Origin of the sequence: Candidatus Poriferisodalis sp., assembly GCF_965204195.1 — a bacterium.
In the GTDB taxonomy this organism is placed as follows: Bacteria; Actinomycetota; Acidimicrobiia; order Acidimicrobiales; family Poriferisodalaceae; genus Poriferisodalis.
Window position 1 is genome coordinate 3,162,222 of sequence record NZ_OZ241975.1, and the last position, 14,271, is coordinate 3,176,492.

At 67.4% G+C, this 14,271-nt stretch carries 12 protein-coding genes; 6 read left to right on the forward strand and 6 right to left on the reverse strand.

The genetic code is table 11. The annotated features are described in order from the left end of the window. Positions 1–61: 61 nt before the first annotated feature. Positions 62–1,771, reverse strand: a complete 1,710-nt coding sequence (locus ACOGI8_RS14165) for an ABC transporter substrate-binding protein (RefSeq protein WP_419854436.1) — start codon at positions 1,769–1,771, stop codon at positions 62–64. Positions 1,772–2,012: 241 nt separating this feature from the next. On the opposite strand from ACOGI8_RS14165, the gene ACOGI8_RS14170 reads away from it, so the two are divergent. Both ACOGI8_RS14170 and ACOGI8_RS14175 read left to right on the forward strand, forming a co-directional pair. Continuing rightward, the gene (locus ACOGI8_RS14170; protein ID WP_419854437.1) at positions 2,013–2,930 is read left to right on the forward strand and encodes an LLM class F420-dependent oxidoreductase; all 918 of its coding nucleotides are present in this window, start codon (positions 2,013–2,015) and stop codon (positions 2,928–2,930) included. 111 nt (positions 2,931–3,041) lie between these two features. After that, positions 3,042–5,072 carry an ABC-F family ATP-binding cassette domain-containing protein gene (locus ACOGI8_RS14175; RefSeq protein WP_419854438.1) on the forward strand — a complete coding sequence of 677 codons (2,031 nt, stop codon included), beginning with the start codon at positions 3,042–3,044 and terminating at the stop codon, positions 5,070–5,072. 127 nt (positions 5,073–5,199) lie between these two features. Here ACOGI8_RS14175 and ACOGI8_RS14180 read toward each other — a convergent pair whose 3' ends face one another. After that, positions 5,200–6,018 carry a metallophosphoesterase family protein gene (locus tag ACOGI8_RS14180; protein WP_419854439.1) on the reverse strand — a complete coding sequence of 273 codons (819 nt, stop codon included), beginning with the start codon at positions 6,016–6,018 and terminating at the stop codon, positions 5,200–5,202. An 85-nt stretch (positions 6,019–6,103) separates the two neighbouring features. Here ACOGI8_RS14180 and surE point away from each other — a divergent pair, with 85 nt between their 5' ends. Then, the gene (surE, locus tag ACOGI8_RS14185; RefSeq protein ID WP_419854440.1) at positions 6,104–6,919 is read left to right on the forward strand and encodes a 5'/3'-nucleotidase SurE; all 816 of its coding nucleotides are present in this window, start codon (positions 6,104–6,106) and stop codon (positions 6,917–6,919) included. Positions 6,920–6,954: 35 nt separating this feature from the next. On the opposite strand, the gene ACOGI8_RS14190 is transcribed toward surE, so the two are convergent. Continuing rightward, entirely contained in the window at positions 6,955–8,295 is a 1,341-nt protein-coding gene (locus ACOGI8_RS14190; protein ID WP_419854441.1) for an MFS transporter, read from the reverse strand. Positions 8,296–8,470: 175 nt separating this feature from the next. On the opposite strand from ACOGI8_RS14190, the gene ACOGI8_RS14195 reads away from it, so the two are divergent. Continuing rightward, the gene (locus ACOGI8_RS14195) at positions 8,471–9,250 is read left to right on the forward strand and encodes an SDR family NAD(P)-dependent oxidoreductase (RefSeq protein WP_419854442.1); all 780 of its coding nucleotides are present in this window, start codon (positions 8,471–8,473) and stop codon (positions 9,248–9,250) included. A gap of 168 nt (positions 9,251–9,418) precedes the next feature. Here the strand turns inward: ACOGI8_RS14195 and ACOGI8_RS14200 are convergent, their stop codons facing one another. Further along, complete coding sequence (locus tag ACOGI8_RS14200; protein WP_419854443.1) at positions 9,419–10,372, reverse strand: sterol desaturase family protein; 954 nt, start codon at positions 10,370–10,372, stop codon at positions 9,419–9,421. Between the two features lie 47 nt (positions 10,373–10,419). Between ACOGI8_RS14200 and ACOGI8_RS14205 the strand changes: the two genes are divergently transcribed. Beyond that, the gene (locus ACOGI8_RS14205; protein WP_419854444.1) at positions 10,420–11,028 is read left to right on the forward strand and encodes a 5-formyltetrahydrofolate cyclo-ligase; all 609 of its coding nucleotides are present in this window, start codon (positions 10,420–10,422) and stop codon (positions 11,026–11,028) included. A gap of 21 nt (positions 11,029–11,049) precedes the next feature. Here ACOGI8_RS14205 and ACOGI8_RS14210 read toward each other — a convergent pair whose 3' ends face one another. Then, positions 11,050–11,694 carry a DNA-3-methyladenine glycosylase I gene (locus ACOGI8_RS14210; RefSeq protein ID WP_419854445.1) on the reverse strand — a complete coding sequence of 215 codons (645 nt, stop codon included), beginning with the start codon at positions 11,692–11,694 and terminating at the stop codon, positions 11,050–11,052. Then, a complete protein-coding gene (locus ACOGI8_RS14215) occupies positions 11,691–12,728 on the reverse strand; it encodes a TIGR03617 family F420-dependent LLM class oxidoreductase (protein WP_419854446.1) in 1,038 nt (345 codons plus the stop codon). Before ACOGI8_RS14215 ends, ACOGI8_RS14210 begins: the two co-directional genes overlap by 4 nt. Positions 12,729–12,830: 102 nt before the next feature. Here ACOGI8_RS14215 and ACOGI8_RS14220 point away from each other — a divergent pair, with 102 nt between their 5' ends. Next, positions 12,831–14,195: a hypothetical protein gene (locus ACOGI8_RS14220; protein ID WP_419854447.1), complete on the forward strand. Its 1,365-nt coding sequence runs from the start codon at positions 12,831–12,833 to the stop codon at positions 14,193–14,195. Positions 14,196–14,271: the final 76 nt, after the last annotated feature.

The following is a 14,271-nucleotide window of genomic DNA, read 5'->3' on the forward strand; positions in this document are numbered from 1 at the left end:
TGATTCAGTCAGGTGCTCGACGCTGACCTAACGCCAGCCCCGAGTCAGACCATGCGCCTGCCTAGCGGCAGCCGCCGTTGTCCTTGTCCCAGACGCAGTTGCCCGAAGCGCCATTCACGTCAATGACGTTCGAGACGATCCAGGAGTGCGTGGACGAGTCGTACTGGCTGATATCCGTGCCCTCAATCGGGAAGGCATCCGCGTTGCCGTTCATGGCGAACGTGATGCCGTCCAGGAAGATCGGGTGGTGGATGTCGATGGCCCGCACGGCCAGGATGAAGTTGGCCCGGTTCAGGCCCGCCGGGTTGTTCGCACTCGCAGGCAGCTCCGCGGCGATGCGCAGCGCCTCCACGTACGGGTAGCCCAGCATGTAGCCGTTGCCGAACATCGAGATGGTGGGATCGAGGTCATTGGCCTCGAGGCTCTCGATGATGAAGTCGATGAACGCATCGCTGCCGATCAACGCCGGGTCGGTGGTGTCTTTGACACCGCCGCCCACGATGTACCAGCCGTCGCCGTCGTCGCCTGCCGGGGAGACCCAGCTCGCCGGTGCCTTGCACACCGACGGTGTGAAGGCTGCCGAAATGTCATCCTTCAGACCCGACGCTGCGACCTCCTGGATGGCCAGCAGGCATGCGTTGCCCGCCGTCATCGAGATGTAGACGTCCGGATCGCTCGCAGCGATGGTCGTGATCTCGTTGGTGATCGTCGGCGATGCAGGGTCATGGCGTACCGGCACGAACTCCGACACCACGTCGGGGTTGTTGTGTGCGTACTCCTCGAAGCCCAGCTCGTAGGCCAAGCCGAAGTCGTTGTCCATCACCAGGCCAGCCACCACGACCGGCAGCTCATCGGCGAGGTTGTCCTTGATCCAGTTGCCCCACAGCACGGCCTCAGTGGAGTAGGACAGGATGCTGCCCGTCGTCCATGGGTGCACCTCGGGATCGCCCCACGCCGGGTGGCCCGTCCACACGAACGGCTGCGGGATGCACTCGGCATTGAGCGTGTCGTACACGGCCAGCGTGTTCGGCGAGCCCAGCGTGTGGATCGCGAAGACGTTGTCGTTCTCGATCAGCTCGTCGACGAACTCGATGGTTTGTGCAGCCACATATGCGTCGTCGTAGGACTTCATGACCACGTCGCGGCCCGCGACGCCGCCTTCGGCATTCACATGCAGAAGGTAGGTCTGCCAGCCCAAGCGAGCGTTGCCGTACAGCGCCAGGGTGCCCGACTGCGGGCCCGTCTGGCCGAGACGGATCTCGGTGTCGGTGATGCCCTCGGTGTTCGACCAGTCGTCGGGACACTCGTTGAGGTCGATCATGAAGCCTTCAGGGCCCCGCAGGATGTTGTCGTCGCCTACACCCCACTCGCCGGCCTCGATCTGCGCGGTGATCCGCTCGACGACCTGCGCACGACGGAAGGTGGCCTCTTCGAAGATGCCTTCCATGGTGGAGCGGTCAAACTCCATCATCTCCTCGTCGTCCATCATCTCCTCGTCAGCCATCTCCTCCTCTTCGGAGGCCTGCTCGATGACGTCCTGGCTGAGACCGCCGGCCTCTTCCTCGGGCTCGTCGGCGGCCATCTCCTCCTCTTCGTGGTCGTGGCCGTCGTCCTCGTCGTGGTCGTCCGCTTCCTCCTCGGCCATGGCCTCGGTGGTCTGGGTCTCGCCGGCGTCGTCGTCGCCATCGTCGCCACCGCAGGCGGCCGCGACGAGCGAGAACGCGAAGAGCAGCGCTAGCAAGCGCAATAGGCGGTTCTTGGATAGTTGCATGGGTCCCTCCTCGGTGGAACAGCAGCCACCGCGGCGTCGCAAGCCGACAATCAGCAGCCGTAGCCCCCGACTGTCTCCCCATGACCGCTGCGGCGGTGCGCGCGAGAGTAATCGCGCCGCACCGGGCCGTTCTCAGCTCAGGTACGACGATTGCGTGACAATCGCCGAGCCGAGGGTCCTGCGGTCTCCGCAACGGGCGCACCCGGCAGGCGGGGGCGCGAGCGGCATAGCGTGTCGGCCCATGGAATGGGGAGTCACTCTGCCGCACTTGGGCCGTATCGGATCACGGGACGGGCTCATCACGTTCGCTCAGGAGGTCGACCGGCTCGGATTCACTTCGGGCTGGGCGTCCGACCATGTCTGCTGGCCCGCCGAGCTGGTGTCGAAGTACCCGTACTCCGACGACGGCTCGTTCCCGGCGCCGCCGAAGACGGGATGGCTCGACCCCATCGGCACACTGCTGTTCGTCGCCGCCGTCACCGAGAACCTGCGGCTGGGCTTCAGCGTGCTGATCCTGCCGTACCGGCCGCCAGTGGAGACGGCGAAGCGTCTCGCAACCATCGACGTGCTCTCGAACGGCCGGCTGATCCTGGGCGTGGGCGTGGGCTGGATGCGCGAGGAAGCAGAAGTGCTGGGCATGCCATGGGATCGCCGTGGCAAGCGCTCTGACGAGCAGCTCGAGGTGTTCCGCGCGCTGTTCACCGAGGACGATCCGAGCTTCGACGGCGAGTTCTATTCGTTCCCCGCCGTGGGCTTCGAGCCCAAACCGGTGCAAGACCCGGTGCCGGTGTGGGTCGGCGGCAACACGGCCGCTGCCTACCGGCGGGTGGCACGCCATGGGCACGGCTTCCACGCGGCGTTCGAGACGGTCGACGAGGTGGCTTCGGGTTGGAGCGGGGTGGGCGAGGCATGCGATGCCGAGGGCCGGGACCGCAGCGAGATCACGCTGTCGCTGCGCTACTACCTCGACCCGGCATCAGCAATGAAACCCGAAGTGTCGATCGCCGGCAGCACCGAGCAGATGATCGACAGTGTCGGGCGAGTTGCCGAGGCCGGCGTGACGCATTTCGTGCTCGACCCGGTGGCGCGCGGCGGCATCGAGGGCCGTCTCGACGCGCTGCGTGCCTTCATGGCCGACGTGGCTCCCCACTTTGTCTAGCGGCTCGGTCTTCCGGCGCCGCCGGCAGACGAGCGCTTCCCTTTGCGGCCTGGCGGCAGGCGCAACTGCCGCAGCGGGTGATGCGCCGCCGTCCGGCGGCAGACTCGGGCCGTGCTGTGGGCATCCTCGCTCGCCAAGTCGTACCCGCCGCGGCGGCTGTTTGCCGATGTCAGCGTGCAGCTGTCGCCTGGCCGGCGCGTGGCGCTGGTGGGCGGGAACGGGATCGGCAAGACGACCTTGCTGGAGATCCTGGCTGGCATCAATGAACCGGATGAGGGCGCGGTCCACCGCCAAAGCGGGCTGACGATCGGCTACCTGCCCCAAGAACTCACCGAGATCGCCGACGGCACTGTGCTCGACGCGACGCTGGCCGGGGCGGGTGACATCACCGCTATGACGGCCGAGCTTCGGTCGCTCGAGGCGAGGCTGGCCGATGTGGACGCTGCCGACCACGACGAGGTGCTCGCCCGCTACGGCGAGCTGGAGGCTCACTTTCGCCAGATCGGCGGCTACGGCTTCGAAGCGGATGCGCACCGGGTGCTCGCCGGCTTGGGCTTTGCAGCCGATGATGCGCAGCGGCCGGTGGCGCAGCTGTCGGGTGGCTGGCGGATGCGGGTCGCTCTCGCACAGCTGCTGCTGGCAAAACCCGATGTGCTGCTGGCTGACGAGCCCACGAACCACCTCGACGTCGACTCAGTGGCCTGGTTGGAGGACCAGCTTGCGTCGTGGGAGGGCGGGCTGCTGTTCGTCAGCCATGACCGTGACTTCATCGACGCAGTTGCCAACCGCGTGATCGAGATGGACGGCACGACGGTGCACGAGCACGTCGGCGGCTTCGCCGAATTCGTTGTCGCCCGCGAGGAGCGGATAGCGGCTGCCGAGGCGGCTGCGGCTCAGCAAGCTCGCAGGCGGGCTCACACGGAGCGATTCATCGAGCGGTTCCGCTACAAGGCCACGAAAGCTCGGCAGGTGCAGAGCCGGATCAAGGCACTGGAGAAGCTGGCGCCAGTCGAGGTGCCGAGCCGCAAGGAGCTGGCGGCCCGCTTCGGATTCGGCACGCCGCGGCGCTCGTCGCGGGTCGTCGTGGAGATGATCGACGCTTCGGTGGGATACGCCGACGGCGACGCTCCGGTGCTCGAAGGCGTGGATCTCGTCATCGAACGCGGCGCCAAGGTGGGAGTTGTCGGTCCGAATGGCGCGGGCAAGACGACGCTGCTGCGAGTGTTGCAGGGCGAATTGGGCATTCTCGGCGGCGAGCTGCACCGCGGCCGCAATGTGGACATGGCCACATTCGCTCAGCACCTTGCCGAGGTCATGGATCCACGACGGTCGGTGGTGGAGGAGTTCACCGCCTCAGTGGGCGATCAGCCCGGGCGGAATGTGCGCACGATGCTCGGCGGGTTCGGATTTCCCGGCGACGCTGCAGACCGCAAGGTGGCGGATCTCTCCGGCGGCGAGCGCACCCGGCTGGCACTCGGCATCACGATGGCGAACCCGGTGAACCTGCTGGTGCTCGACGAGCCCACCAACCATCTCGATCTGCCGAGCTGCGATCTGCTGGAGGATGCGCTGTCGGTATACCCCGGCACAGTGCTGCTGGTGACCCACGACCGCCACCTCATCCGCAGCGTGGCCGACTCGCTGATCGTGGTGCGTGACGGCACCGCCACCCTGCACCCCGGCGTCGACGAGGATCTGCTGCGACCACCCGGGCTGAGCACGAGACGGACCGCTGGTGGCAGCACTGCGGGGAGCACCGGCGGCACCGGCAGCCAGCACACGAGCAGCAGAGGCACGAGCAGCCAGCACACTGATGGCCGGGGCGCCGGCACGGGAGCAACGACGTCGCGGGCTGCCGCTGCTGAGCGCCGTCGCGAGGGGGCCAGCAAGCGCCAGGCCGTCCACGAAGCGACCGCTTCCATGCGCAGGGAACTGGCTGCGGCCGAGCGAGCCTGGGAAGCCGCCGAGCACCGCGTCGCGCAACTGCAAGCACTGCTCGGCGAGCCCGAGACCTACGACGACCCCGAACGAGCGCGCCAGGTCGCCGAGGACTACGGCACCGCCAAGTCCGATGCGATGCGCCACATGTCCGAATGCGAGGTGCTGCAACGACGCATCGACCGCGCCACTGCCAGCTTGTAGACGACTCAGCGGTCGGTACCTGCGGCCCCCATCGCTCCCGCTCGCTTAGACCACGGCGGCACCCTACGCTTGCCGCTCTAGCTCGCTTCGGCCCGGGGCTTTGCCTCGCGGATCGGGCGCGGACCGGCTAGGCGCAGCCGTCGAGAGGCGCAGCCACGGGCACATGTGATACAGCGACCGAGCGGTCAGCGCCGTCAGCACTCTGCGAGAACGTGACGAGCGAGGCAGTGCCATTCGACGGGACGCCCATGGGTGCCCCCGGGTACCAAGCGACGACGTCGCCGACCGAGACATCGGTCGTCACATGCCAGTGCCCGAGAGCCACGTAGTCGGCTCCGGTGGCCTCGATCTCTTCGGCGGCGATCGGCGATGATCGGTGCGCATCGTCGGCGTTGCGCTGGAAGTGCCCGTGCCCGGCGGCGATGAACCAGCCGTCGTCGGGGCGTGCCGGCACGCCAGCAAGGGGCCGGTACTCGGAGTGGTGCAGGTCCATCGCCCGGCCCCACAGCGTCAGGTCGTGCTCGCCGAAATGCAGCGTCGCTCCCTCGGGGTCGTCGAGGAAGATCACGCCGGCGCCGGTGACCTCGAGCCGGTGCTCGTGGTCGGCATGGGTACCCCACAGCGACTGCTCGTCATGGACATCGTGGTTCCCGGGGATGATGACAACCGACGCATCGACGCCGCCCAGCAGCTCCATGGTGTGCGCGACATCGGACCGTTTCAGCCGAGCGTGGTCGAACAGGTCGCCCGCGATCAGCAAGATGTCGGCCGCATGGGCGACCGCGGTTGCCGCGAGGGCATGGATAGGGCACTGGCATATGTCCCGGTGACTGCCGTGCGGCCCGCGTACATGCCCGATGTGCACATCGGATGTGTGCAGGACGCGCAACTGGCGCCCGCTGCCCCGCTCAGTCGCAGACGAGCCCGTTTCAGCCCACTCCTTCACAGCGAGACAGCTTGCCACGGCACCGACACTTTCCGTTCGGGAGCCATACGTCGATACGTCACCTGCGGGCAGTACCTTCGACACGGTGCGGATCCTGGTGACCAACGATGACGGCATCGAGTCGGAGGGGCTGCACGTCCTCGCGAGCGCTATGACCGCTCACGGCGATGTGGTTGTCGTGGCGCCAGATTCCGAATACTCAGGCGCAGGCGCTGCGATCGGTCCGCTGCATCTCATGGATCCCGAAGTCCACAAGGTGCGCTTCGAAGGCGTCACCGATGCCTGGGCGGTCTCGGGGGCGCCAGCGTTGTGCGTGATGTTCGCCCGGCTGGGTGCCTTCGGCCCGGTGGACTTGGTGGTGTCGGGGATCAATCCGGGCGCGAATGTCGGCCGGTCTGTGTATCACTCGGGCACTGTCGGTGCTGTGCTGACCGGTCGCAACGGCAACATCCCGGGTTTGGCGGTCAGTCAGACCGTCGAGGGATTCGGGGTTGAGGGCCAAGGCTGGGAAGACGCCATCGCCGACCAGAAGTGGCATTCGGCGGCCGAGGTCGCCAGCGTCGTGCTCAGCGGTCTGCTGGCCGACGAACACGAATCGGCGTGGGCAGTCAACCTCAATGTGCCGAATCGTGAAGTCGCCGACATGAAGGGCTGGCGGTTCACCGAGGTGGGCACCCTGCCGCCGCGTTCGATCACCTCGGTGAGCCTTGAGCCGCATCCCGACAACGCTGACGCGTTCCGGGTCGCCATGGAGTGGGGCGACGCCGTCGACATGCCCACCGAGGTCGACACCGGCGCCGTCATGGACGACTTCGTCTCGGTGTCGTTCCTGTCACGCATCACTGCCCAGCCGCCCACGGCCGACACCAAGCTGACCGCCTGCCTCAACGGCCTGTTCTGACCCGCTCTGGACGGTGTTGCAAGCCGAGCGGCTGATCAAGCCGTGAAGCGCCGAGTGACCCGGAAGTTGCGCACCAGCATCACGACGGCCGCTATGCCGAGCGCTACAGCCACCCACGCTCCCCAGCTCGCCAGATCGGCATAGGAGCGGTGCTCTACCGCCAAGCCTGAACTCACGCCGGCGGCAGCACCGAGTGCGGTCATCAGCACGTCCGCGGTGGCCTGCACGCTGACGCGGCGTTCCACCGGGAACGACGACGTCAGCAGCGAGCTGGCGGACACTACGCAGCAGCTCCAGCCGATGCCGATGAGAAACAGCCCCAACAGCAGACCGGTGGCATGTTCGGCGTCGGTGTTGGCGGCGATGACAGCGCCGACCGTGAGCACGAGCGCACCCGCGACGATGATGATCTGGCCGCCGACTCGGTCCACCAGCCAGCCCACATACGGCGAGAAGGCGAACATCCCGGTGATGTGCAGCGAGAGCATGATGCCGATGATCAGCGGGTTCTGGTCGCCATGGGACATGTGAATGGGCGACACCGTCATCACGCCCACCATCACGGCTTGGGACAGCATCATCGCGATGAGCGCAATGGACGCCACGGGATGGGCCAAGATGCGGCCGGCCTCGGCCAAGCTCGGCAGCTTGATGCCTGTCGAGCCGGCATCGGCGGCCACCACATGCAGCGGATCGGGCCGGAGCCGGAGCAAGATGTTGGCCGCAGCGAGCAGGAACAGTCCGAGCGCCAACGCGTACGGCAATGCAAACCCGCTGAGCCCCTCGGTATCGGCGAAGAAGTGCTTGAGACCGAGCCCCGCCATGGGTCCCAAGACCGAGCCGACCGTGCTTGCCCACAGCACCAGGCTGATCGAGCGAGCCCGGTTCTCGTCGGTGGCCAGATCGGCGCCTGCGTAGCGAGAAGCCAGGTTCGCCGCTTGTCCGGTGCCGATCAGCACCATGCCCCCAACGAGCATCGAGTACCTGCCGGCGAACGCGGACAGCAAGGCGAGTGTGGCGCCTGCTGCGCCGATCAGGTAGCCGACGCCCAGGCCAGTCCGGCGGCCGTGGCGGGCCATCAGTGCAGCCAGCGGGATGCCTGCGAGGGTGCCGCCGATGCTGAGGCACACGGCGGCCAGCGAGGCCTTGGTCTCGCTGCCGGTCATCTGGTCGGCGAGCAAGGTAGCCGCCGCGAACGACGCCGTCATGGCCAGCCCGCCGGGTATCACCCCGAGCTGCAGGACCCCGATGGTGCGGCGTGCCAGTTCCTCGCGTTCGGGCGAACCCGGGAGGTATGCAGATGCCTCGCCGCCCTCCGACAAACTCTGCACCATCGACCTGGCCTCCGGATCGGCTGGCGGCGTGTACCGCGGCACCGCCCCGGAACGCTAGCGGGGGCCGTGCCGCAGCTTCAGGGTGCTTACGGCGAGATGCCAGCCGTCGCACGGCAGCCGATCGGGAGGTGGGAAGGTGCGGCGAACGGCCTGCCGTGCCTACGGTTGCGGCACAACAGCGCGTCCGGCGACGGGTGCCGCTCGCGGGGAGCGCAAGATGCGAGACATCACCGGCTGCGTGGCGATGATCAGCGGTGCGAATCGCGGCATCGGCGAGTCCATCGCCGCGGCACTGCATGCCGACGGCTGGGCGTTGTCGCTGGGCGCTCGCGATATGGCCGCGCTCGAGGCTTCGGCGGCTGTGTACCGAACCGATGTCAGCGGCGATGCCGACGACGCTGCTCGGCGGAGCGACGGCAGCAGGCGGCACGACGGCGGACCGGCCGTCACCCTGCACCGCTACGACGCGACCGACCTCGATGCAGCCGAGCGCTGGACCGCCGAGACGATTGCGGCACACGGCCGGATCGACTGCCTCGTGAACAACGCCGGCGTCGCCCATACCGATGTGTTCGAAGAGTTGACCGAGGACATGCTCGACGAGATGTGGGAGGTCAACGCCAAGGGGCCGTTCCGCATGCTGCGCGCCACGCTCGACCACCTGCGCCGCAGCGGCGAGGGCCGCATCGTGAACGTGATCTCGATGTCGGGCAAGCGAGTGCGAGGCACCTTCGCGCCCGGTTATGCCATGAGCAAGCACGCCGCGATGGCGCTGCATCACTCGGTCCGGCACCTCACGTTTCCTGACGGGATCCGCTGCACGGCCGTATGTCCCGGCTACGTACAGACCGACATGACATCGGGTTTCGGCGTGGACCCGTCGATCATGATCCAAGCCGACGATCTGGCCCAGGCTCTGGCCACGATCCTGCGGCTGCCAAACACCGCATCGGTCGCCGAACTGCTCGTCACCACCGAACCAGAGACCATCGCCTGAAACTCGCCGCCTAGCGAGACATCGACGTAATGCGCCGGACGGCTCGGTGCCGGAGCGTGGTACCGTGGTGTCTCGGATCCGACAAGTGAGGCAGGTCGCTGCGCTGGCCTGTCAATGTCGTGACAGCGACCCGCCTCACGGATCACCATACGAACCGGTTGCGCCGAACTACGAACGAATTTCGCTGCGGCGGCGCTCGACGATGCGGTCGGTGGCTTCGTCACTGCCGTCGTGAAAGGTGCCGAACCACTTGTCGAGCGGTACCAGCGCGGTTCCGTAGTTGCAGTCGAAGTACCGGTGGTGGAGCGTGTGGAAGCGATCCCCGCCTGCCACGGTGCGACCGCCGACGACGACGAAGCGGTCGAAGCCCGAGTGCGACGCTGCCGGTGACAGCAAGAAGTAGGTCGTCGCCAGCGTCACCAGGTACGGGTTGCCGGGGATCACAAGGAACAAGAACGGCACCGACAGGTACAGCAGGTGTTCGATCGGGTGCATCGACACACCCGACCACGGCCCGATGTTGACGTTGCGGTGGTGCAGCGAGTGCGCCCAGCGGTACAGGAACCGGGTGTGCAGCAGCCGGTGGGTGCCATAGAAGTGGATCGACCCCAGCGGGAAGACGGCGAGCGTCAGCGCTGCGGTGTAGGCACCAGCCCCGAGGCTGCCGCTCGTGGGAACGGTCCAGATGAGGTCGTTGGCATACAACCACAGGATCAGCGTCTCGTACAGCGCTGCGATGGAGCATGCACTGGCGAGCGACCAGAACACGTTGTCACGTGTCTGGTTGCGGAACAGGAACGGGCGGCGCCCGACCGACAGCCAGCGCTCGTCGTACTTGTGCTGGGTTCCCTGGCTGCGCCGGATGAACAGCCACCAGTGCAGGCCGCCGACCACAGCAATCATGAGCGCCACGTTGCGCAGGTACACCGCTGCGACGGCCCACGCCGCGGGCGACGCGAAGCTCTCGAGCGGCGGCGTGAGCCAGTTCCATGTCACGATGCCGACGGCGATCCACAGGCCGCCCTGCCACCACAGGAACTTGGTGATCGTCCAGCGCGCCATCGCGAAGGGGCGAGGCGGCCGGTCGTACAGCGGCGGGAGCGTCACCTCCCCAATCCCCACGACGCGAATTGTATGGCCGCGGGCGCGAGACACCTAGCGTCGTTGAGATGAGCGGCGAGCCCGGGCCTGGGACTTCGAAGGACGCTTGGCGCCAGTGGATCCGAGAACACCGCCAGCCGGTCACAGCAGCGTCGACCGCCGCCGTCGTAGCGGGCCTGCGAGCGTTCATCGAGGCGTTCGACAAAGGCTCGACTGCGGTCGCCGGCGGGCCGGTGCCCTCGCGGGCCAATCTGATCCTCTTCTACCGGGCAATGGCGAATGAGCTGTCGCTCGACGGGCTGGCCGACGCCGTCGGCTGGCAGCGCTTTGCCGTGACGCGCACTCCCCCGGACGGCCCGCTCACGCTGCACCCGGCGATCGGTGCCATGGAACAGCACCGCTACGGCTTCCCCCAGCCCACCGCGGATGCGTTCGAGCTGCAGCCCCGCCACATCTCGCTGGCGCTGGTGCCCGGCGTGGCCTTCGACCGCCACGGCACACGACTGGGCCACGGCGTGGGCTATTTCGACGAACTGCTGGCCCGGCTGCCCGAGGACTGCCCGCGGGTCGGGGTCGCGTGCCGCGACATCGTCTTCGAACGGCTTCCGTGTGAACCCCATGACGTGTCGATGACCCACCTCGCCACCGAGGACGGCGTCATCGCCATCGGCGCTTGATTCCTCGCCGGCCGACACGATTCACGGTCGGATCAGCTCTGCGCGGGCGGCTTCGATGATTGGCCGGCGGTGGCAGCCTTCGAGGTGGTCGTTGACGATGCCCGACGCCTGCATCAGGGCGTAGCAGGTGGTGGGGCCGACGAACCGCCAGCCCAGCTTGCGCAGTGCCTTGCTGAGGGCGGTCGATTCAGGCGTTGACGGCATCGAGGCGAGTGTGCGGTAGTCGATGACTGCCGGCCGATCCTCTGGCTGGGGTTCGAACGACCAGAAGAATGCCGCCAAGCTGCCGTGCACTTCGATGGTGTCGAGCGCAGCCCGGGCGTTGTTGATGGTGGCCTCAATCTTGCCGCGGTGACGCACGATGCCGGCATCGCCGAGGAGTCGCTCGACATCGGCGTCGCCGAAGCCCGCCACAATCTCGAAGTCAAACCCGCAGAACGCGGCCCGGAAGTTCTCGCGCTTGCGCAGGATCGTCAGCCATGACAGTCCCGATTGGAAGCCCTCGAGGCACATCTTCTCGTAGAGGCGCACGTCGTCGGTGACCGGCATGCCCCACTCGGTGTCGTGGTAGGCCTCATAATCGTCGTGGCCTTCGCCCCACCAGCAGGCCAGCGTTCCGTCCTCGCGCCGCCGCAGGCCGGAGGGCACATCGGCCGGTTGGTTCATGCGTTGCCGGCGGCTGCTACGGCTTCGGCGATGGCGTCGTTGGTGGGTGTCGGTCCGTAGAACATCATCGTCGTGCGGTCGGCGAAGGTGTTGCGTTCGGCGACTTGCGCACCCACCTCCGACGGTGTGCCTGACACCACGACGAGATCCAGCAGATCATCGTCGATGAGGTCGCTCATCTCGCGCCAGTCGCCCTGCTTGGACAGCGTGTTCAGGCGTGGCTGCAGCTCGCCGTAACCGTGGTGGTCGAGCGCACCCGCATAGGCCGGTGTCGATCCGTAGAACGCAAGCTGGCCTGCGGCGGAGCGGCGCGCCTTGTCGATCTGCTCGTCGTTCTCGCCCATCGCGATGATGGTCAGACAGGCAACGGTGACGTCGCCGACATCGCGTCCGGCCGATTCGGCGCCGGCCGCCATGGCCGGGAGGGTGACATCGGTCATGAACTGGGCGGTGTGGAACGGATGCACGAAGAATCCGTCCGCCGCCGCACCGATCACCTCGACCATGCGGGGACCGACGCCGGCCACGTAGATCGCCGGTGGTGCCATGCCGATCGGGCCCGGATTGAAGAACGGCGTCATCAGGGTGTGGGTGTAGAACTCGCCCCGGTGGTTGAGCCGCTCGCCGGTCTCGAAGGTGTGCCAGATGGCCCGCACCGCCTCGATGTACTCACGCATCCGCTCGGCAGGGCGTGACCACTGCTCGCTGTAGCGCTTGGTGATGTGGGGCTTGATCTGCGTGCCGAGCCCCAGGATGAAACGGCCGCCGCTGTGGCGCTGCAGGTCCCACGCGGTGACGGCGCATGTCATCGGGTTGCGGGCGAAGGCCACGGCAATCGCTGTGCCGAGCTCGATGCTCTCGGTGCGCTCTGCTGCCAGCGCCAACGGCAGGAACGGATCGTGGGACGCCTCGAACGACCACGCCGCCGACAGCCCCATCTCCTCGAACTGCGCTGCTTCGTCGGCGCAGCCTCCCGGTGTCGACGCAGTCGTCGCCCCGTCGATGCGGTGCTGTGCTGTTCCGGTTGTATTCATGAGATAGGTCTCCTCAACGCTCTCAGTTCGCGACTCGCCGACAAAAGCTGCTGCCGAGCCGGGTGAATCTTGCCCTATCGGGCGTCCATAGGCTGCGGCGTTGTGCGGCATCGGCCTGATCGGCTCTTTCTGCTGACGGGGGGCGTACAGGGCTTGGCCTTCTCGTGGGGCCTGCCGGCGATGGTGTGGTGGGTGGTCGACTTGCGGCTGTCCCCATTCCGGCTTGCGGTGCTGGGCACTGCGCTGGTGCTGTCGATTCTGGTCACCGAGACGCCGACCGGCGTGGTCGCCGACCTGTACAGCCGCAAGTACTCGGTGGTGGCGGCGTACGTCGTGATGGGCTTGGCGATGGCGTTGACCCCGGTGACAGAGCTATTCGGCGTGCTCGTCATCTGGCAGGTGCTGTGGGGCGTCGGCTGGACGCTGCAGAGCGGCGCTGCCACGGCGTGGATGACCGACGAGATTGCCCATCACGCATCGCATTCGCATCGCAGTGCCGCGGTGATGCCGGTCGAGCCTTCGACCGCGGGCGACGACTCCGGTGCTGAAGCCGGCGGCGCGGCCGGCAGCGATCCCAGCCGCCAGGTGGACGGGCTCATCGTGCGCCATGCCGTCTTCCGGTCGGTGGGCGTCATGGTGGGCCTGGTCGCCGCCACCGCAATGGGTGCGTGGTCGGTTCGGGGGTCGATGGCCGTGATGGGCCTGCTTGCGATCGCGGCGGCCGGATACCTGGCCGTCACGATGCCCGAAGCCGGCTTCGAGTCGCCCCGCCGCCGGGCCAGCGGCGCACCCCGGCCAGCGCGCACGAGCGCGTGGAAGGACGCGATCGCCCTCTGGAAGCGAGGCGCACGGCTCGTCCGCCGCAATCCATCCCTACTGGCGGTGACCCTCTCGGCCACAGTCGCCGCCGGAGCGTGGGAAGCCAACGATCGACTTTCGGTCTTGCGGCTGTTCGAACTCGGTCTCACCGAGCTGGGCGGGCGGGAGGCCGTGCTGTTCTTCGGCGCAACGTGGTTCGTGATGTCCGCCCTGGCGATCCCGATGATGACGTGGCTGCGCCGTCACCTCGAGCGCTCCCAGGCTGACCAGCGAAGCGCTCAGCGGGATGCCTTCCTGCTGGCGCGATTCCTAACAGTCGCCGCAGCAGGCGCTCTGGCGTTGGCGCTGAGCCCGTGGTTCACGGTGGCGCTCATCGGCTGGGCAGTCCTCGACGTGGCGGGCGAGACGGCATATTCGCTGACCGAGGCGATGGCGAATCGGCATGCCGACTCGTCAGTTCGCGCCACAGTGGTCTCGTTCGTCGGGCAATCCCAGGCGATGGGAGAAGTGTCCATCGGTCTGGCGCTGGGAACGGCGGCGCAGTTCGTCTCGGTGCCGTTCGCGCTCGCCATTGCCGCGGCGCTCTTCGCCGTCTCCGCAGCGCCCGCGGCAGTTGTCGGGTGGCGCACTGCCGCGTCAGAGGATTGATTCACGCAGCAGGGCACGTCGGGCATCGGCGCGCCATGACGACCGAGCCGTCGTGTCGCGGCTGATCCAGACTCCG